Raw genomic sequence first — 17,570 nt, forward strand, 5'->3', positions numbered from 1 at the left:
TTCCGAGGTCGATTCCGAAGCCGTCGGCGGGCGCGTCGGTGCCGGAATGACGAAATCGGGACCAACGGTCATGCCCAGTGCACTGCGCCACGGTCTTTGCGGTATACTGCGCCGCCTTCAAGCCGGCACTGCCCGCCGGTTTGGCCACGTACAAGCCACGCCCTCACGGAGTCGTGGCTTGTTGGTTTCTGACGCGCCCAAGAGCGCACTTGAGAGAGGCACGACGATGAGCGCACTGGTTGGCGTGATCATGGGGTCGAAATCCGACTGGAGCACCCTGAGCCACACCGCAGACATGCTGGACAAGCTCGGCATTCCGTACGAAGTGAAGGTGGTATCCGCCCACCGCACGCCGGATCTGCTCTTCCAGTACGCCGAAGAGGCCGATGGCCGTGGCATCGAAGTGATCATCGCCGGCGCCGGCGGTGCCGCCCACCTGCCGGGCATGTGCGCCGCCAAGACCCACCTGCCGGTGCTCGGCGTGCCGGTGCAATCCTCCATGCTCTCGGGCGTCGATTCGCTGCTCTCCATCGTGCAGATGCCCGCGGGCGTGCCGGTCGCCACCCTGGCCATCGGCAAGGCCGGCGCGACCAACGCCGCCCTGCTGTCCGCCAGCATTCTGGGCGCCAAGTACCCCCAATACCACGAGGCGCTGAAGCAATTCCGCGCCACCCAGACCGAGACGGTGCTGGACAATCCCGATCCGCGCGAGGCCTGAGTACGACCATGAAGATCGGTGTCATCGGTGGCGGCCAGCTGGGCCGCATGCTGTCCCTGGCGGGCACTCCGCTGGGCATGAACTTCGCCTTCCTCGACCCGGCGCCGGACGCCTGCGCGCAAGCCCTGGGCGAGCACATCCGCGCTGACTACAGCGACCAGGACCATCTGCGCCAGCTGGCCGATGAAGTCGACCTGGTGACCTTCGAATTCGAGAGCGTGCCGGCCGAGACCGTGGCCTTCCTCTCGCAGTTCGTGCCGGTCTACCCGAACGCCGAGTCGCTGCGCATCGCCCGCGACCGCTGGTTCGAGAAGTCCATGTTCAAGGACCTGGGCATCCCGACCCCGGCCTTCGCCGACGTGCAGTCCCAGGCCGACCTCGACGCCGCGGTGGCCAGCATCGGCCTGCCGGCGGTGATGAAGACCCGCACCCTGGGCTACGACGGCAAGGGCCAGAAGGTCCTGCGCAAGGCCGAGGACGTCAGCGGCGCCTTTGCCGAACTGGGCAGCGTGCCCTGCATCCTCGAAGGCTTCGTGCCCTTCACCGGCGAAGTGTCGCTGGTGGCGGTGCGCGCCCGCGATGGCGAGACGCGCTTCTACCCGCTGGTGCACAACACCCACGAGAACGGCATCCTGCGCCTCTCCGTGGCGAGCACCGACCACCCGTTGCAGGCGCTGGCCGAGGACTACGTCGGCCGCGTGCTGGACAAGCTGGACTATGTCGGCGTGCTGGCCTTCGAATTCTTCGAGGTCGACGGCGGCCTGAAGGCCAACGAGATCGCCCCGCGCGTACACAACTCCGGGCATTGGACCATCGAAGGCGCCGAGTGCAGCCAGTTCGAGAACCACGTGCGGGCCATCGCCGGCCTGCCGCTGGGCTCGACCGCCAAAGTCGGCGAGAGCGCCATGCTCAACTTCATCGGCGAAGTGCCGCCCGTGGCCGAGGTGCTGAACGTCGCCGACTGCCACCTGCATCACTACGGCAAGGCCTTCAAGGCCGGGCGCAAGGTCGGTCATGCCACCCTGCGCAGCGCCGACCTGCCGACCCTGAAGGCGCGCATCGCCGAGGTCGAGGCGCTGATCGCCAAGGCCTGACGGCGGGACGATCGAGGTGACCGATGAAAGCCGCGTCATTCACTGACGCGGCTTTTTTCATGGGCGCAGCAACGGCCCTGTAAGGCCCGCGAAACACGCCCGGTCGCTCTGGATCGCGGCAATACACGGAACGCTGGCGTTTCCTACACTGTCCCATGACAGGCGCGCACTTACCGCGCTCAACCCACAAGGAGGGACTGTCATGGGCTTCATCGGAACCATCGTCATTGGCCTGATCGTCGGACTCATCGCGCGCTTCATCAAGCCGGGCGATGACAGCATGGGCTGGATCATGACCATCCTGATCGGCATCGGCGGCTCGTTGCTGGCCACCTATGGCGGCCAGGCACTGGGCATCTACGCGGCCGGCCAGGCGGCAGGTTTCATCGGCGCGGTGATCGGCGCCATCGTGCTGCTGGTCATTTACGGGCTGATCAAGAAGAATTGACGGTGATTTCCGCCCCTCTCCCGCCACGGGGGAGGGCGCAGGAAGCCCTTACCGCCTGTGCCCGACCGGGCCCTTCGAGTCCACGATGCGCCGACCACTGCTCGCCTGCTGTCTGATACTGCTGACTTCCCTGGCCTCCGCCGCCGAACTCCCCGAAACCGACTGGCTGTCCCTGATGCCGCCCAGCGACCGCAAGGCGCTGGAGGACATGCCGGAGATCAGCCACAACGGCCCCGAGGCCAACGGCACCTTCACCAACAAGGGCGGCCTGAAACAGACCGACAAGAAGCTGCCGCAGGTGATGTATTCCACCAAGACCGTCGCCGCGCTGAACGGCAAGGCGCTGCGCCTGGGCGGCTACCCGGTGCCGCTGGAGAACGACGCCAAGGGCCGTGTCACTGAATTCTTCCTGGTGCCTTACCCGGGCGCCTGCATCCACGTGCCGCCGCCGCCGCCGAACCAGATCGTGCTGGTGCGCTACCCCAAGGGCATCCGGATCGACGACATCTACAGCCCGATCTGGGTCAGCGGCACCCTGAAGGTCGAGAAGGTCAGCAACGACCTGGCCGACGCGGCCTACGCCATCGACGACGCCAAGGTGCGGCCGGTGGAGGAGAGCGACCTGTAAGAGCGGGCTTTCGTAGGAGCGGACTCCGTCCGCGATCCGTCGGCAATACCGGTACGGCATCAGGTTCGCGAGCAAGCTCGCTCCTACGCAAAGCGCACCGGTACCTCTCTGTAGGAGCGAGCTTGCTCGCGAACCGCGCTGGCACCCTTTCAATCGCGGACGGAGTCCGCTCCTACCCGTAGCAGGCCTCGGAACGTAGGGATAATAACCTGGAACAGGTTATGCGCCGGATCGTCCGCGGCGGATAACGCTGGCGCGTTATGCGCCCTACGGGGCTGGCCGACGTCATTGACGATGCCAAAGCGCGCCCGGTGAAAAAGAGCGATCTGTAAGAGCGGGCTTTCGTAGGAGCGAACTCCGTCCCCGATCCGTCGGCAAGGCCGGCACGGCATCAGGTTCGCGAGCAAGCTCGCTCCTACGCAAAGCGCACCGGTGCCTCTCTGTAGGAGCGAGCTTGCTCGCGAACTGCCCTGGCACCCTTTGAATCGCGGACGGAGTCCGCTCCTACAACACCTCGGGCCGCCGAGTGTTTACTGGCTCAGCGGCTCGCTCCAGATTTCCACGCTCATCGTCTCGCTGCGCCCCGGCGCCACGCTCATGGCGTCGTCCATCACCCGTGCGGTCTCGATGCAGAGCATCCCGGTCCAGGCGTCGTCGGGCATCTGCGACAGGCGCGCGGCCTTGTCGATCCACGGGTTCCACACCACCGCCGAGCGCGAGCCATCGCCCTTGACGTGGATGCCGCGCTCCCACAGCGGATCGTGGATCACCAGGGTCTTGTCCACGTCCAGGTAGACGCGGTCGGTCTCGCCGGTGAAGCGTACCACGCCGTGCTGCTGGCGCTCTTCCCAGTTCTCCATGGCGTCCAGGTAGCGGTTGCCCTGCAGGCCTTCGATGCTGACCTGGCGGCAGTCGCTGACGGCGAAATAGGTGTGCAGCGCCTGGGTCAGCGGCAACGGCTTGTCGCCCAGGTTGTGGGTGGTCATCTCCAGGCGCAGGCGCTCGCCGAAGCGCATCACCAGCTCCAGCCGCGCCGAATGCGGCCAGCCGGGCAGGCCGTGGCTCGCGTCGAAGCTGAAGTGCACGGCCAGTTGTCCCTGCTCGTCGGCGATGTCGTCCAGTTGCCAGTCCACCGCGCGCACCAGGCCGTGGGCCGGGGGCTTGTCGCCGGTGTAGGCGGTACGGATGTCCACCGGGTTGCGTTCGAACACGCCGAACCACGGCCAGCACACTGGTGCGCCGCCGCGCACGGATTGTCCGTGGCGGTATTCGGCCGTCTCGCTCAGCCACACCAGCGGCGGCTGCTCGTGGGGTTGGTAGCTCAGCAGTTGCGCGCCCTGCTGGGCGATCAGCGCTTCACCATGGGCGGTGTGGATGCGCCAGCAGGACAGTTGATCGATCTGTACCTGCTCGACGCGGGGAGTCTGGATATCGCTGCTCATGGTGGTCTCCGGGACTGCGATGCGAAAGTTTCAGTATCACCGATCCTTTGCGTCGCAGGCAGTTCCCGGAGAATGAAAAGATCAGCGCAGGCGCAGGTCTGCCAGCTGCGTCCGCTGTCGTCCCTGGCCATCGAAGTTGGAAGCGCCCAGCCAGGCCTCGAAGGCTTGCTCGCAGCGTGGCCACTCGCTGTCGATGATGGAGAACCAGGCGGTGTCGCGGTTGCGGTCCTTGACCACGGTGGCCTGGCGGAAGGTGCCCTCGTAGACGAAGCCCAGGCGCTCGGCGGCGCGCATGGAGCGGGCGTTGAGCGCGTTGCACTTCCATTCCAGGCGGCGGTAGCGCATCTCGAAGGCCCACTTCGCCAGCAGGTACACCGCCTCGGTGGAGGCCGGCGAGCGCTGCATCACGCGGCCATAGGCGATGTGGCCGATCTCGATGCTGCCGTCCTTGGGGAAGATCCGCAGGTAGCTGAGCAGGCCCACCGCGCGGCCGCTCTCGCGGTCGATCACGGCGAAGAACAGCGGGTCGTTGCTGGCCGCATTGCCCGCCAGCCAGGCGTCGAAGGGCGCGCGTTCGGGGAAGGGGCCATAGGGCAGGTAGTCCCACAGCGCGGGATCAGAGTCCGGCCCTTGCAGCGCCTGCCACAGGTCGTCGCCGTGGAGGGCGGCGTCCAGCGGCACCAGGTTGATGTAGCGGCCGGTGAGGGTGCGGCGTTCCGGGCTGGCGGCGGGGTGCCAGTTCAGCAGGGGTTGCTCGTTCATGGGCGCTCCGGCTCAGAGGATCTTGCGGTACTGGACGAACCCGGAACGGTCGGCGATCCGGTCGTAGAGGAACATGGCGTCGGTGTTGCTCTCGTGGGTCAGCCAGTGCACCCGCGAGGCGCCGTTGGCACGGGCGTCGGCGTACACGTGCTCGATCAGTGCCGCGCCGATGCCGCCGCCGCACTGGCCTTCGGCGACGTACAGGTCCTGCAGGTAGACGTAGTCGCCCTGGGTCCAGCAGGAGCGGTGGTAGATGAAGTGCACCAGGCCGATGGCGACGCCGTCGCGCCAGGCGAGGGCGGCGTGCATCGGTTCGGCGGCATCGAGGAACCGCCGCCAGGTGACGGCCGTGGTGGCCTCCTCGATGGTGGTCTTGTAGAAGCGCTGGTAGCCCTGCCAGAGCGGCAGCCAGGCGGCATGATCGGCAGCGCTGATCGGGCGGATCTCGACGGCGGAAGACATGGTGACGACCTTGTGTGCGTTGGAATACCTCCAGCCTAGGTCGGGAATTGGTTCTGCTAAAGAGCCATTCATGGTGAAATCAAAGGAACCATTGTCGCTGTCCTGGAAGCTTTCGCCATGAGCGTGCCGTTGCCCTTCAACCCGTCCGGTATCTGCCTCGACCCAGCGCGCCCGCTCGGGCTGCAGCTGTTCCAGGCATTGCGCGAGCGCATTCTCGATGGCCGCCTGGCGGCCCGTTCGCGCCTGCCGGCCAGCCGCGACCTGGCGGCGTCGCTGAACGTGTCCCGCAATACCGTGGTGCGCGCCTATGAGCAGCTCTACGCGGAGGGCTACATCGAGGGCCGCACCGGTGACGGCACCTACGTCGCGGAACGCGTCCAGCCGGCCGTGGACACACTGCGCGGTGCAGCGCGCAGCCCGGACGCGCCGTCCCTGGAACGCCTCGCGCGGCACCATCTGCCGATGCCGCCCACCGGTGCGCCACGGGCATTCCGTGTAGGGGTGCCGGCGTTCGACCTGTTCCCCTTCGATACCTGGGCACGGCTGCAGGCGCGCTTCTGGCGCGACCCGCCACTGGACTGCCTGGGCTACGGCGACCCGGCCGGCGAGCAGCGCCTGCGCGAGCTGGTCGCCGCCTACCTGCGCAGCTCCCGCGGCCTGCACTGCGACGCGGGGCAGATCATCATCACCAGCGGCGCCCAGCAGGGCATCGCGCTGTGCGCCCAGGTGCTGCTGGCCGAGGGCGACGGTGCGGCCATCGAGAACCCTGGCTACCGCGCCGCCGGCCATGCCTTCGCCACGGCGGGCGCGCGCCTGCATGGCGTGCCGGTGGATGCCGACGGGCTGTGCACGGCGCGGCTGGCGCAGTTGCCGGACTGCCGGCTGGTCTACGTCACCCCGTCGCACCAGTACCCCACCGGCGTCACCCTGTCGCTGGCGCGGCGCCTGGAGCTGCTGGAGTGGGCCGAGCGCAGCGGTGGCTGGATCGTCGAGGATGACTACGACGGCGAGTACCGCTACAGCGGAACACCCCTGATGCCGCTGGCGGCGCTGGACCGGCATGACCGCGTGCTCTACGTGGGCACATTCTGCAAGATCGCCTTCCCGGCGCTGCGCCTGGGCTACCTGGTCGTCCCGCGGGCGCTGGCGCAGGCCTTCGCCCGCCGCCGCGCGCTGGACGTGCGCCATTCCGAGGTGGGCACCCAGCGGGTGATGGCGGACTTCATTGCCGAAGGGCATTTCCAGCGCCACGTCCGCCGCATGCGCCGCGCCGCCCGCAGCCGCCGCGATGCGCTGCTGCGCGGCTGGCCGGAGGTTGCCGGCTGCGCGCCGATGCCGGCGGTGGACGCGGGCTTGCACCTCTGCGTTCGCGTCGACAGCCGCGAGCGGGAGCTGGAGCTGGTGCAGCGAGCGGCGGCCGCCGGGGTGGAGGTGAATGCCCTGAGCGATTACTGGCTGCCGGAATCCGCCGAGCCGGCGGATGAACGCGCCGGATTGGTGCTGGGCTTCGCCGCCGTGCCGGAGGCGCGGATTGCCGAGGCGTTGAGGGCGTTGCGCAAGGCCTGGAGATGAAGAGCCCCTCTCCCCAGCCCTCTCCCTAAAGGGAGAGGGAGCCGTTCGGCGCAGGGGATTTTTTACGGCGTCAGCCGGTGAGCGCCGAGCATTCAGCACATGCCGGACAGTCCCCTCTCCCTTCGGAGTGGGGCGCGTAGCCAGGGTGAGGGAGAGGGAGATGGACCCAGCGTTGGGCACAGAGGCGGGACGAACTCCCGGTTGCTTGTAACCTCCAGCTATTTCCTTAGCTGCCTTACGAAGTTGGCGTCAGACACTACGCTCCCTAAAATGTCGCCCCTCTCGAAAACACCCGGAGTCGCCATGAGCCTAGCCCTGTCCACCGTCCCCGAGCGCAAGTCCACCGCGCCCTGGGTTGCCTTCCTCCTGCTGCTGGCGGGGGCGCTGTTCCTCGCCCAGGCAGTGAGTGGCCGACAGGCCCTGCTGTTCCTGATCGGCGGTGCGCTGGGGCTGACGCTCTATCACGCGGCCTTCGGCTTCACCTCCGCGTGGCGGGTGTTCATCCGCGAGCGCCGTGGTGCCGGTCTGCGCGCGCAGATGGTGATGCTGGCGCTGGCGGTGCTGCTGTTCTTCCCGGCGCTGGCCGCCGGCACCCTGTTCGGCGAACCGGTGAAGGGGCTGGTGTCGCCGGCCGGCACCTCGGTCATCGTCGGCGCCTTCCTATTCGGCATCGGCATGCAGTTGGGCGGTGGCTGTGCCTCCGGCACGCTGTTCACCGTGGGTGGTGGCAATGCGCGGATGCTGGTGACGCTGCTGTTCTTCATTGTCGGCTCGGTCGTCGCCACCCACCACATCGGTTGGTGGTTCGCCCTGCCATCCCTGCCGCCGACCTCCATCGTGCAGTCCCTGGGCCTGTTCCCGGCGCTGGCGCTGAGCCTGGCGCTGTTCGCTGCCATCGCCGCGCTCAGCGTGGTGCTGGAGCGCCGCCGCCATGGCGTGCTGGAGCTGATCGCCAGCAACGGCGAGAAGGGCATCGGCCGGTTCTTCCGCGGGCCCTGGCCGCTGGTCTGGGGCGCGGTGGCGCTGGCGCTGCTGAACTTCGCCACCCTGGCGCTGGCCGGGCGCCCGTGGGGCGTCACCTCGGCCTTCGCCCTGTGGGGGGCGAAGGTGGCGGAAACCCTCGGCATTGCCGTGCACGACTGGGCCTTCTGGCAGGCCGACGCCAACGCCAAGGCGCTGGCCGCGCCGGTGTGGCAGGACGTCACCAGCGTCATGGACGTCGGCATCATGATCGGTGCGCTGCTGGCCGCCGGCCTTGCCGGGCGCTTTGCGCCGAGCCTGAAGATTCCCGCGCGCTCGCTGATCGCGGCGGTGATCGGTGGCCTGCTGCTGGGCTACGGCGCGCGCCTGGCCTACGGCTGCAACATCGGCGCGTACTTCAGCGGCATCGCCTCCGGCAGCCTGCACGGCTGGCTGTGGCTGGTGGCGGCGTTCTTCGGTAATGCGGTGGGCGTGCGCCTGCGTCCGTTCTTCTTCCCCGCCGAGCGCGTGGAAGCGCGCCTGACCGGCTGCTGAGTCAGGCCGGGCGGGGCGCTGCCCGCTCTGCCCAATACGTCTGCTTATGGCCGCGGGCCTGGTAGTCCCGCGCCAGGGCCTCGGCCTCGGCGCGGGTCAGCTGGCGGCGCATGACGAAGCGGTTACCGTTGTCGTCCAGGCGCAGCAGGCACCAGTCGCGCTCCTCAGGCATCGAAGGTCGAGGTCTTGCGCAGGCGCAGCGCGAGGAGGATCAGCAGGATGCCGAAGAACACCGCGTAGGCGCCGATCACCCAGGCCACGGCGAGCGCGCCGGCTCCCGGGTTGGCGATCATCAGCACGCCGAACAGCACCGACACCGCGCCGGAAAGCCCCAGCCACCATTCGTTCTGCAGCGCCTTGCGCAGGCGGATCGCGGTGATGATCTGCAGCACACCGATCACCAGCGCCCAGCCGGCGATCAGCATCAACAGGCCCAGCGCGGTCAGTTGCGGCCAGAAGAAGGCCAACAGCCCGGCGGCGATCCCCAGCAGGCCCACCAGCACCAGGGGCCACAGCGGCCGCCCGGATTCGCGCATCTGCGCGGCGGCGATCAGGGTGAACAGGCCGTCGACGAACGCGTAGGCGCCGAAGAACAGCACCATCACGGTCAGCACGATCCCCGGCCAGACCATGGCCAGGATGCCGAACAGCACGGCGGCGACGCCCCGCAGGGCGATCCATTTCCAGTGGCGGCCCAGGGCTTGCCAGAGCGGGTGTTGCGACATGGCGGCGATCCTCGCGAAGGGGTATGGCTGCAACCATAGCCCCGCCTGCTCGTGGGTGCTTGAGCGAGATCATGCGCGTCTGCATCAGGCCGAGGGGCCGGCCCTGGCGGGTGAGCGTCCCCGCACCGGCGCGGGGCAAAAGAAAGCCCGGCACGAGAGCCGGGCTGAAGGGCCTGCCGGGGCAGGCTGACGGCGTCGGGCGACGCCGCCGGGGAGATCAGGCAGCAGGTGCCAGGGCTGGCGCCGGCGCGTGGCCGTGCAGCGCTTCGTAATCGGTCTTCATGGCCTTGTAGAGGCCGAACATGAACAGGATCAGCACCGCCGAGAACGGCAGGCCGGCCAGCACCACGACGGTCTGCATGGCGGTGAAGTTGCCGGCGAACAGCAGGCCGATGGTCACCAGGGTGATCACCACCGACCAGAGGATGCGCAGCCAGTGCGGGGCGTCTTCGTCGAGGTCGCCGCCCTGGCGCGACAGGTTGGCCAGCATCACCGAGCCGGAGTCCGCCGGGGTGAGGAACAGCACGAAGCCGACGAAGATCGACATGCCGATCACGATCTTGGCGAAGGGGTAGTGCTCCAGCAGCAGGTAGATCGACATCGACGGCTGCTCCAGCGCGGCCTTGCCCAGGTCGACGGCGCCCTGGTTCATCACCAGGTCCACCGCGCTGTTGCCGAACACCGAGAGCCAGGCGAGGGTGAAGCCGAGCGGGATCAGCAGCACGCCCATGACCAGTTCGCGCACGGTGCGGCCGCGGGAAATACGGGCGATGAACATGCCGACGAAGGGCGCCCAGGAAATCCACCAGGCCCAGTAGAACAGGGTCCACAGGCCCAGCCATTCTTCGTTCTTGCCCGCGCCGCCGCCGGTGTAGACGTAGAGGTCGAAGGTCTTGAGCACCAGGCCGTTGAGGTAATCGCCCAGGTTCTGCACGAAGCCGTTGAGCAGCTCCAGGGTGGAACCGCAGACCAGCACGAACAGCAGCAGCGAGCTGAACAGCACGATGTTCAGGTTGGACAGCCGGCGGATGCCTTTCTCGATGCCGGACACCGCGGCCAGCGTGGCCACCAGGCTCATCACCAGCAGCACGACCAGCAGGGTGGTCTTCGAATGCTCCATGCCGGTCAGGTACTCGATGCCCGAGGACACCTGCAGCGCGCCGATGCCCAGGTTGGTCACCAGGCCCAGCAGGGTGACGAAGATGCCGAAGCAGTCCACCGCATGGCCGGCGCCGCCCTTCACCCAGCGCTCGCCGAGGATCGGCAGCAGGGCCGAGCGCAGGGCCAGCGGCTGGCGGTGGCGGTAGGCGAAGTAGCCCACGGCCAGGCCCACCAGTGCGTAGATCGCCCAGCCGTGCACGCCCCAGTGCAGGAAGGTCAGCTGCAGTGCCTGGCGAGCCGCCTGCGGCGTGCCGGCCACGCCTTCAGGCGGATGGTAGAGGTGGTCGATGGGCTCGGAGGCAGCGAAGTACAGCAACGAAATGCCGATGCCGGAGGAGAACAGCATGCCGGCCCAGGCGCCGTAGCTGAAGTCGGGCTTCTCGTGGTCGGCGCCGAGCTTCAGCTGGCCGTAGCGCGAGAAGGCGATCCACAGGACGAAGAACAGATAGCTCCCGATGGCCAGCATGTAGTACCAGCCGAAGCTGTGCGACAGCCACGCCTGCGTACGGTTCAGGACAGCCCCGGCGCTATCGGGGAAGAGAATGAGGGCGGCGGTCAGAACCAGGATCAGTACGGTGGAACCGTAGAACACGATCGGATTCAGACGTACCTGCTCGTTTGTTTTTATTGGCGAAGCAGTACTCATTTGGAGGATGACCCCATGACAGTGAACGCATGGCGGCCGCCGGCGAGCGCGACTAAGGCACGGCGACGGGCCGCAAACCACAGACACAGCATTGCCACCCGACACTTCCCAGCCGGATTCTGCGATCCTTGAAGGTTGGAAAATGGCGCGGCGATGAACGGCTCGGGCCAGCTTGCACACAAGGCTCGGAGAGGTTCACGGAGCGCAGCTTATTCTTACTTGATTGAACGTTCAATAAAAACAAAATAGACTGGCCCACAACTCGCCGGACGGCACAGGTACGTCCAGGCGAAGAGGAGAAACGAAATGCCCAAGGTCGGTATGCAGCCGATTCGCCGTTCCCAGTTGATCCACGCCACCTTGGAGGCGGTGGACCAGGTGGGCATGGGCGACGCCAGCATCGCCCTGATCGCCCGCCTGGCGGGGGTCTCCAACGGCATCATCAGCCACTACTTCCAGGACAAGAACGGGCTGCTGGACGCCACGATGCGACATTTGATGTCGGCCTTGAGCAAGGCCGTCGCCGAGCGTCGCGCTACCTTGCGCAACGACGAACCGCGCTCGCATCTGCGGGCCATCATCGCCGGCAACTTCGACAGCTCCCAGGTCAACGGCCCGGCCATGAAGACCTGGCTGGCGTTCTGGGCCAGCAGCATGCACCAGCCGCAGTTGCGCCGCCTGCAGCGGATCAACGACCACCGGCTGTATTCGAACCTGTGCAGCCAGTTCCGCCGTGAACTGCCGCTGGACCAGGCCCGCAGCGCCGCGCGCGGGCTGGCCGCGCTGATCGACGGACTCTGGCTGCGGGGCGCGCTTTCGGGCGACGCCTTCGACACCGAGCAGGCGTTGGCGATTGCCTACGACTATCTCGACCAACAACTGGCCAAGCGCCCCGGATAGCGGGCGCAGCCTTGCGCTGACACCTATAAGAGAGGACACCTGCACCATGGCTCGATTCGAAGTACAGAAGCTCTACATTGGCGGTCGCTACGTGGAAGCCACCAGTGGCGCCACCTTCGAGACCATCAATCCGGCCAACGGTGAAGTCCTCGCCCAGGTGCAGCGTGCCTCCAAGGACGACGTCGAGCGCGCCGTGCAGGCGGCGGTGCAAGGGCAGAAAGTCTGGGCGGCGATGACCGCCATGCAGCGTTCGCGCATCCTGCGTCGCGCCGTGGAGATTCTTCGCGAGCGCAATGACGAACTCGCCGAACTGGAAACCCTCGACACCGGCAAGCCGCTGGCCGAGACCCGCTTCGTCGACATCGTCACCGGCGCCGACGTGCTCGAGTACTACGCCGGCCTGGTGCCCGCCATCGAGGGCGAACAGATCCCGCTGCGCGAAACCAGCTTCGTCTACACCCGCCGCGAGCCGCTGGGCGTGGTCGCCGGCATCGGCGCCTGGAACTACCCGATCCAGATCGCCCTGTGGAAATCCGCCCCGGCCCTGGCCGCCGGCAACGCGATGATCTTCAAGCCCAGCGAAGTCACCCCGCTGACCGCCCTGAAGCTCGCCGAGATCTACACCGAGGCCGGCCTGCCCGATGGCGTGTTCAACGTGCTCACCGGCAGCGGCCGCGAAGTCGGCCAGTGGCTGACCGAGCACCCGGTCATCGAGAAGATCTCCTTCACCGGCGGCACCTCCACCGGCAAGAAGGTCATGGCCAGTGCGTCGAGCTCCTCGCTCAAGGACGTCACCATGGAGCTGGGCGGCAAATCGCCGCTGATCATCTTCGAGGACGCCCACCTCGACCGCGCCGCCGACATCGCCGTCATGGCCAACTTCTTCAGCTCCGGCCAGGTGTGCACCAACGGCACCCGCGTGTTCATCCCGCGCAACCTGCAGGCGCGCTTCGAGGCCAAGGTGCTCGAGCGCGTGAAGCGCATCCGCCTGGGCAACCCGCAGGACGAAACCACCAACTTCGGCCCGCTGGTGAGCTTCCCGCACCTGGAGAGCGTTCTCTCCTACATCGAGTCCGGCAAGGAACAGAAGGCCCGCCTGCTGTGCGGCGGCGAGCGCGTCACCCACGGCGAGTTCGGCAAGGGCGCGTACGTGGCGCCGACCGTGTTCACCGACTGCACGGACGACATGACCATCGTCCGCGAGGAAATCTTCGGGCCGGTCATGAGCATCCTCGTCTACGACACCGAAGACGAGGCCATCCGCCGCGCCAACGACACCGAGTACGGCCTCGCCGCCGGCGTCGTGACCCAGGACCTAGCCCGCGCGCACCGGGCGATCCACCGCCTGGAAGCGGGCATCTGCTGGATCAACACCTGGGGCGAGTCGCCGGCCGAGATGCCGGTTGGCGGATACAAGCAATCGGGTGTCGGTCGTGAGAACGGCCTGACCACCCTGGCTCACTACACTCGCATCAAATCCGTACAGGTAGAGCTGGGCGACTACACCTCGGTGTTCTGATCGCCGCGATCGAGCCATGAAAGGCCGGTCGCAGGCATGACTCCCTGACCACCGGCCATCCCCAACACGCAGACACCGGCGCGCACGCGTCGCGGGCGGTGTCGTGCCTGAAAAAGAGGAAGGCCTGCATGTCCCAGGAATACGACTACATCATCATCGGTGCCGGTTCCGCCGGTAACGTACTGGCTACCCGCCTGACCGAGGACGCCGACGTCAGCGTGCTGCTGCTCGAGGCCGGCGGCCCGGACTACCGCGCCGACTTCCGCACGCAGATGCCGGCGGCGCTGGCGTACCCGCTGCAGGGTCGCCGCTACAACTGGGCCTATGTGACCGACCCCGAGCCGCACATGAACAACCGCCGCATGGAGTGCGGGCGCGGCAAGGGCCTGGGCGGCTCCTCGCTGATCAACGGCATGTGCTACATCCGCGGCAACGCCATGGACTTTGACGGCTGGGCGCAGGAAAAGGGCCTGGAAGACTGGACCTACCTCGACTGCCTGCCGTACTTCCGCAAGGCCGAGACCCGCGACATCGGCCCCAACGACTACCACGGCGGCAACGGCCCGGTGAGCGTCACCACGCCCAAGGCCGGCAACAACCCGCTGTTCCACGCCATGGTCGAGGCCGGCGTGCAGGCCGGCTTCCCGCGTACCGAGGACCTCAACGGCTACCAGCAGGAAGGCTTCGGTCCGATGGACCGCACCGTCACCCCGCAGGGTCGCCGCGCCAGTACCGCCCGTGGCTACCTGGACCAGGCCCGCGAGCGGCCGAACCTGACCATCGTCACCCACGCGCTGACCGACCGCATCCTCTTCAGCGGCAAGCGCGCCATCGGGGCGACCTACCTGCATGGCAACGACAACGCCCTGAAGGAAGTCCGCGCCCGACGCGAAGTCCTGGTGTGCTCCGGCGCCATCGCCTCGCCGCAACTGCTGCAACGCTCCGGCGTGGGCCCGGCATCGCTGCTGCGCGACCTGGGCATCGACGTGGTGCATGACCTGCCTGGCGTCGGCCAGAACCTCCAGGACCACCTGGAGATGTACCTGCAGTACGCCTGCAAACAGCCGGTGTCGCTGTACCCGGCACTGCAATGGTGGAACCAGCCGCAGATCGGTGCTGAGTGGATGTTCCTCGGTACCGGCCTGGGCGCGAGCAACCAGTTCGAGGCGGGCGGTTTCATTCGCAGCCGTCCGGAGTTCGAGTGGCCGAACATCCAGTACCACTTCCTGCCGGTCGCCATTAACTACAACGGCAGCAACGCAGTCAGCGAGCACGGCTTCCAGGCCCACGTCGGCTCCATGCGCTCGCCCAGCCGCGGGCGGATCAACCTGACCTCCCGCGATCCGCGCAAGCATCCGAGCATCCTGTTCAACTACATGTCCTGCGAGCAGGACTGGCAGGAGTTCCGCGACGCCATCCGGATCACCCGCGAGATCATGAACCAGCCGGCGCTGGACCCTTACCGCGGCCGCGAGATCAGCCCGGGGTTGGACAAGCAGAGCGACGCCGAGCTCGACGCGTTCGTGCGGGAACATGCGGAAACCGCGTTCCACCCGTCCTGCTCCTGCAAGATGGGCGAGGACGACATGGCGGTGGTCGATGGCGAAGGCCGCGTGCACGGCATGCAAGGGCTGCGGGTGATCGATGCGTCGATCATGCCGCTGATCATCACCGGCAACCTCAACGCCACCACCATCATGATGGCCGAGAAGCTCGCCGATAAGGTACGCGGTCGCCCGGCACTGCCGCGCAGCACCGCGGCCTACTACAAGGCCGAAGGTGCGCCGGTGCGCGGAAAACCGCTGCGCTGATTCGCAAACGCGAAGACGAAAACGCCGGCAGGAGAGCCGGCGTTTTCATTTATCAGCCACGACGCGGAGGAACCGGGCGGGTTCGGCCACTGCCGTCGATGGCCACGAAGACGAACACTGCCTCGGTGACCTTGCGCCATTCGCTGGAGAGCGGGTCGTCGCTCCAGACCTCGACCAGCATGCGGATCGAGCTGCGGCCGACTTCCAGGGTCTGGGTATAGAAGGAGAGCTGTGCGCCAACCGCGACCGGGACCAGGAAGGCCATGCGGTCGATGGCCACCGTGGCCACGCGGCCACCGGCAATGCGGCTGGCCATGGCGGTTCCGGCGAGATCCATCTGCGCCACCAGCCAGCCACCGAAGATGTCGCCAAAGCCGTTGGTCTCGCGCGGCAGGGCGGTGATCTGCAGGGCCAGGTCGCCCTGCGGGATAGGATCTTCTTGTTCGAGCTCGATCATAGGTAAGGGCCTCTTGCCCCCGGCGTACTCATGGTGAGGTGATGGAAAAACTCTCCCAAGACACCTGCCGGCGCAAGGCCTTGGGACAGCTTTTGATCGGCCTGCCCGCATTATATAGAGGGAGAACCGGCGCGACGACCGCCGAACTTCGAGAAATCCCCGCGGGCGCAGCCGCTGTGTCGCTTCTGCGCAATTTGCTATGGTGCGGCACCTGCGGCTGCCGGCCGCAGCCTCCTTGCCTGCAGAGAAAACAAGCACCATGCCTTCTGTGAACGCTCCTGCCGCGCCCGCGTCACGTCCGTTGACCCGCAGCGACTACAAGACTCTATCGCTGTCCGCCCTGGGCGGCGCCCTGGAGTTCTACGACTTCATCATCTTCGTGTTCTTTGCCACCGTCGTCGGCAAGCTGTTCTTCCCTGCCGACATGCCCGACTGGCTGCGCCAGTTGCAGACCTTCGGCCTGTTCGCCGCCGGTTACCTGGCCCGTCCGCTGGGGGGCGTGGTGATGGCGCACTTTGGCGACCTGCTCGGCCGCAAGAAGATGTTCACTTTGAGCATCTTCCTGATGGCGGTGCCTACGCTGATCATGGGCCTCTTGCCCACCTACGCGCAGATCGGCATCTGGGCGCCGCTGGCGCTTCTGCTGCTGCGCGTCATCCAGGGCGCCGCCATCGGCGGTGAAGTGCCGGGCGCCTGGGTGTTCGTCGCCGAGCACGTTCCGCACCGCCACGTGGGCTATGCCTGCGGCACGCTCACGTCGGGTCTGACCGCGGGCATCCTGATCGGTTCGCTGGTGGCGACCCTGATCAACAGTGTTTACAGCGCCGAGGAAGTGCAGGGCTACGCCTGGCGTATCCCGTTCCTGCTGGGCGGCATCTTCGGCTTGTTCTCGGTCTACCTGCGCCGCTGGCTGCACGAGACGCCGGTGTTCGCCGAACTGCAACTGCGCAAGCAACTGGCCGAGGAAGTGCCGCTGGGCGTGGTGGTTCGTGAGCATCGCCCGGCCGTGGTGCTGTCGATGCTGCTGACCTGGGTGCTGTCCGCCGGCATCGTGGTGGTGATCCTCATGACCCCGTCGGTGTTGCAGACTGTCTACGGCTTCGATGCGGCGACCTCGCTGAAGGCCAACAGCGTGGCCATCGTCTGCCTGAGCGTCGGTTGCATCCTGGCCGGCCGCCTCGCCGACCGTTTCGGCGCGGGTCGCACCTTTATAGTGGGCAGCATCCTGCTCGGTATCGTTTCCTGGACCTTCTACACCAGCCTGAAGGCCCATCCGGACTGGCTGTTCCCACTGTACGCGGTCACCGGCCTGTGTGTCGGCGTGATCGGCGCGGTGCCCTACGTGATGGTCAACGCCTTCCCGGCGGTGGTGCGTTTCACCGGCCTGTCCTTCTCCTACAACCTGGCCTACGCCATCTTCGGCGGCCTGACGCCCATGGTGGTTGCCCTGCTGATGAAGGAAGACCCGCTCGGCCCGGCCTACTACGTCGTGGCGCTGTGCGCGGTGGGCCTGTTGGTCGGCACCTACCTGCTGCGCCAGGAACGCCGGCTCGCAGGGCAGGGGATGGCCATAAACTGATCGGCCGGACAGTTTTTTGCAGAAAGTTTAAATTAGCCGTTGACGGCCAATTTAAACTCCCTATAATGCGCACCACTCCCAGCGACGAAGCGCTGAAAGAACTTGAAAATCAAGTACTTACAGAGATTCGA

At 66.9% G+C, this 17,570-nt stretch carries 17 protein-coding genes; 10 read left to right on the forward strand and 7 right to left on the reverse strand.

All coding sequences use genetic code 11. The features are described from left to right. Positions 1 to 226 precede the first annotated feature (226 nt). The 4 genes from purE to ACNFIA_RS31195 all read left to right on the forward strand — a co-directional run bounded on the left by purE (position 227) and on the right by ACNFIA_RS31195 (position 2,888). Positions 227 to 718, forward strand: a complete 492-nt coding sequence (gene purE, locus ACNFIA_RS31180; protein ID WP_017521570.1) for a 5-(carboxyamino)imidazole ribonucleotide mutase — start codon at positions 227 to 229, stop codon at positions 716 to 718. Between the two features lie 8 nt (positions 719 to 726). Then, positions 727 to 1,812, forward strand: a complete 1,086-nt coding sequence (locus ACNFIA_RS31185; protein WP_259758134.1) for a 5-(carboxyamino)imidazole ribonucleotide synthase — start codon at positions 727 to 729, stop codon at positions 1,810 to 1,812. 202 nt (positions 1,813 to 2,014) lie between these two features. Next, positions 2,015 to 2,260, forward strand: a complete 246-nt coding sequence (locus tag ACNFIA_RS31190; protein ID WP_259758133.1) for a GlsB/YeaQ/YmgE family stress response membrane protein — start codon at positions 2,015 to 2,017, stop codon at positions 2,258 to 2,260. 85 nt (positions 2,261 to 2,345) lie between these two features. Further along, a complete protein-coding gene (locus ACNFIA_RS31195; protein WP_259758131.1) occupies positions 2,346 to 2,888 on the forward strand; it encodes a DUF3299 domain-containing protein in 543 nt (180 codons plus the stop codon). A 530-nt stretch (positions 2,889 to 3,418) separates the two neighbouring features. Here the strand turns inward: ACNFIA_RS31195 and ACNFIA_RS31200 are convergent. The 3 genes from ACNFIA_RS31200 to ACNFIA_RS31210 form a co-directional block, all read right to left on the reverse strand. Next, entirely contained in the window at positions 3,419 to 4,330 is a 912-nt protein-coding gene (locus ACNFIA_RS31200; protein WP_416790905.1) for a D-hexose-6-phosphate mutarotase, read from the reverse strand. Positions 4,331 to 4,411: 81 nt separating this feature from the next. Further along, positions 4,412 to 5,092, reverse strand: coding sequence for a GNAT family N-acetyltransferase (locus ACNFIA_RS31205; protein ID WP_416790906.1), 681 nt, complete (start codon positions 5,090 to 5,092; stop codon positions 4,412 to 4,414). Between the two features lie 12 nt (positions 5,093 to 5,104). After that, entirely contained in the window at positions 5,105 to 5,554 is a 450-nt protein-coding gene (locus ACNFIA_RS31210; protein ID WP_416790907.1) for a GNAT family N-acetyltransferase, read from the reverse strand. 117 nt (positions 5,555 to 5,671) lie between these two features. Between ACNFIA_RS31210 and ACNFIA_RS31215 the strand changes: the two genes are divergently transcribed. Together ACNFIA_RS31215 and ACNFIA_RS31220 are read left to right on the forward strand one after the other, a co-directional pair. After that, positions 5,672 to 7,126: a PLP-dependent aminotransferase family protein gene (locus ACNFIA_RS31215; RefSeq protein WP_416790908.1), complete on the forward strand. Its 1,455-nt coding sequence runs from the start codon at positions 5,672 to 5,674 to the stop codon at positions 7,124 to 7,126. A 303-nt stretch (positions 7,127 to 7,429) separates the two neighbouring features. After that, on the forward strand, positions 7,430 to 8,641 hold the full coding sequence (locus ACNFIA_RS31220; RefSeq protein ID WP_416790909.1) for a YeeE/YedE family protein: 1,212 nt from the start codon (positions 7,430 to 7,432) through the stop codon (positions 8,639 to 8,641). 1 nt (position 8,642) lies between these two features. Here the strand turns inward: ACNFIA_RS31220 and ACNFIA_RS31225 are convergent, their stop codons facing one another. The 3 genes from ACNFIA_RS31225 to ACNFIA_RS31235 all read right to left on the reverse strand — a co-directional run bounded on the left by ACNFIA_RS31225 (position 8,643) and on the right by ACNFIA_RS31235 (position 11,119). After that, positions 8,643 to 8,813 carry a hypothetical protein gene (locus ACNFIA_RS31225; RefSeq protein ID WP_416790910.1) on the reverse strand — a complete coding sequence of 57 codons (171 nt, stop codon included), beginning with the start codon at positions 8,811 to 8,813 and terminating at the stop codon, positions 8,643 to 8,645. Next, positions 8,806 to 9,366 (reverse strand): HdeD family acid-resistance protein, encoded by a 561-nt coding sequence (locus ACNFIA_RS31230; RefSeq protein WP_416790911.1) that lies wholly within the window; start codon positions 9,364 to 9,366, stop codon positions 8,806 to 8,808. Before ACNFIA_RS31230 ends, ACNFIA_RS31225 begins: the two co-directional genes overlap by 8 nt. A 217-nt stretch (positions 9,367 to 9,583) precedes the next feature. Continuing rightward, positions 9,584 to 11,119 carry a BCCT family transporter gene (locus tag ACNFIA_RS31235; RefSeq protein WP_259758121.1) on the reverse strand — a complete coding sequence of 512 codons (1,536 nt, stop codon included), beginning with the start codon at positions 11,117 to 11,119 and terminating at the stop codon, positions 9,584 to 9,586. A 360-nt stretch (positions 11,120 to 11,479) separates the two neighbouring features. Here ACNFIA_RS31235 and betI point away from each other — a divergent pair, with 360 nt between their 5' ends. The 3 genes from betI (at position 11,480) to betA (ending at position 15,403) form a co-directional block, all read left to right on the forward strand. After that, positions 11,480 to 12,073 (forward strand): transcriptional regulator BetI, encoded by a 594-nt coding sequence (betI, locus tag ACNFIA_RS31240; RefSeq protein ID WP_259758120.1) that lies wholly within the window; start codon positions 11,480 to 11,482, stop codon positions 12,071 to 12,073. 46 nt (positions 12,074 to 12,119) lie between these two features. Next, positions 12,120 to 13,592 carry a betaine-aldehyde dehydrogenase gene (gene betB / locus ACNFIA_RS31245; protein WP_416790912.1) on the forward strand — a complete coding sequence of 491 codons (1,473 nt, stop codon included), beginning with the start codon at positions 12,120 to 12,122 and terminating at the stop codon, positions 13,590 to 13,592. 128 nt (positions 13,593 to 13,720) lie between these two features. Beyond that, on the forward strand, positions 13,721 to 15,403 hold the full coding sequence (gene betA, locus ACNFIA_RS31250) for a choline dehydrogenase (RefSeq protein WP_259758118.1): 1,683 nt from the start codon (positions 13,721 to 13,723) through the stop codon (positions 15,401 to 15,403). Positions 15,404 to 15,455: 52 nt separating this feature from the next. Here betA and ACNFIA_RS31255 read toward each other — a convergent pair whose 3' ends face one another. Then, positions 15,456 to 15,860: an acyl-CoA thioesterase gene (locus tag ACNFIA_RS31255; RefSeq protein ID WP_090268397.1), complete on the reverse strand. Its 405-nt coding sequence runs from the start codon at positions 15,858 to 15,860 to the stop codon at positions 15,456 to 15,458. 259 nt (positions 15,861 to 16,119) lie between these two features. On the opposite strand from ACNFIA_RS31255, the gene ACNFIA_RS31260 reads away from it, so the two are divergent. Continuing rightward, a complete protein-coding gene (locus ACNFIA_RS31260) occupies positions 16,120 to 17,439 on the forward strand; it encodes an MFS transporter (RefSeq protein WP_259758116.1) in 1,320 nt (439 codons plus the stop codon). Positions 17,440 to 17,570: the final 131 nt, after the last annotated feature.

Origin of the sequence: Pseudomonas sp. NY15437, from assembly GCF_048068435.1 — a bacterium.
GTDB classification, from domain to species: Bacteria; Pseudomonadota; Gammaproteobacteria; order Pseudomonadales; family Pseudomonadaceae; genus Pseudomonas; species Pseudomonas nitroreducens_B.

Bases quoted from the DNA above. Each gene is read 5' to 3' on its own strand.
- purE (WP_017521570.1), top strand. From the start codon at position 227: ATGAGCGCACTGGTTGGCGTGATCATGGGGTCGAAATCCGACTGGAGC.
- ACNFIA_RS31185 (WP_259758134.1), top strand. From the start codon at position 727: ATGAAGATCGGTGTCATCGGTGGCGGCCAGCTGGGCCGCATGCTGTCC.
- ACNFIA_RS31190 (WP_259758133.1), top strand. From the start codon at position 2,015: ATGGGCTTCATCGGAACCATCGTCATTGGCCTGATCGTCGGACTCATC.
- ACNFIA_RS31195 (WP_259758131.1), top strand. From the start codon at position 2,346: ATGCGCCGACCACTGCTCGCCTGCTGTCTGATACTGCTGACTTCCCTG.
- ACNFIA_RS31200 (WP_416790905.1), bottom strand. From the start codon at position 4,330: ATGAGCAGCGATATCCAGACTCCCCGCGTCGAGCAGGTACAGATCGAT.
- ACNFIA_RS31205 (WP_416790906.1), bottom strand. From the start codon at position 5,092: ATGAACGAGCAACCCCTGCTGAACTGGCACCCCGCCGCCAGCCCGGAA.
- ACNFIA_RS31210 (WP_416790907.1), bottom strand. From the start codon at position 5,554: ATGTCTTCCGCCGTCGAGATCCGCCCGATCAGCGCTGCCGATCATGCC.
- ACNFIA_RS31215 (WP_416790908.1), top strand. From the start codon at position 5,672: ATGAGCGTGCCGTTGCCCTTCAACCCGTCCGGTATCTGCCTCGACCCA.
- ACNFIA_RS31220 (WP_416790909.1), top strand. From the start codon at position 7,430: ATGAGCCTAGCCCTGTCCACCGTCCCCGAGCGCAAGTCCACCGCGCCC.
- ACNFIA_RS31225 (WP_416790910.1), bottom strand. From the start codon at position 8,813: ATGCCTGAGGAGCGCGACTGGTGCCTGCTGCGCCTGGACGACAACGGT.
- ACNFIA_RS31230 (WP_416790911.1), bottom strand. From the start codon at position 9,366: ATGTCGCAACACCCGCTCTGGCAAGCCCTGGGCCGCCACTGGAAATGG.
- betI (WP_259758120.1), top strand. From the start codon at position 11,480: ATGCCCAAGGTCGGTATGCAGCCGATTCGCCGTTCCCAGTTGATCCAC.
- betB (WP_416790912.1), top strand. From the start codon at position 12,120: ATGGCTCGATTCGAAGTACAGAAGCTCTACATTGGCGGTCGCTACGTG.
- betA (WP_259758118.1), top strand. From the start codon at position 13,721: ATGTCCCAGGAATACGACTACATCATCATCGGTGCCGGTTCCGCCGGT.
- ACNFIA_RS31255 (WP_090268397.1), bottom strand. From the start codon at position 15,860: ATGATCGAGCTCGAACAAGAAGATCCTATCCCGCAGGGCGACCTGGCC.
- ACNFIA_RS31260 (WP_259758116.1), top strand. From the start codon at position 16,120: ATGCCTTCTGTGAACGCTCCTGCCGCGCCCGCGTCACGTCCGTTGACC.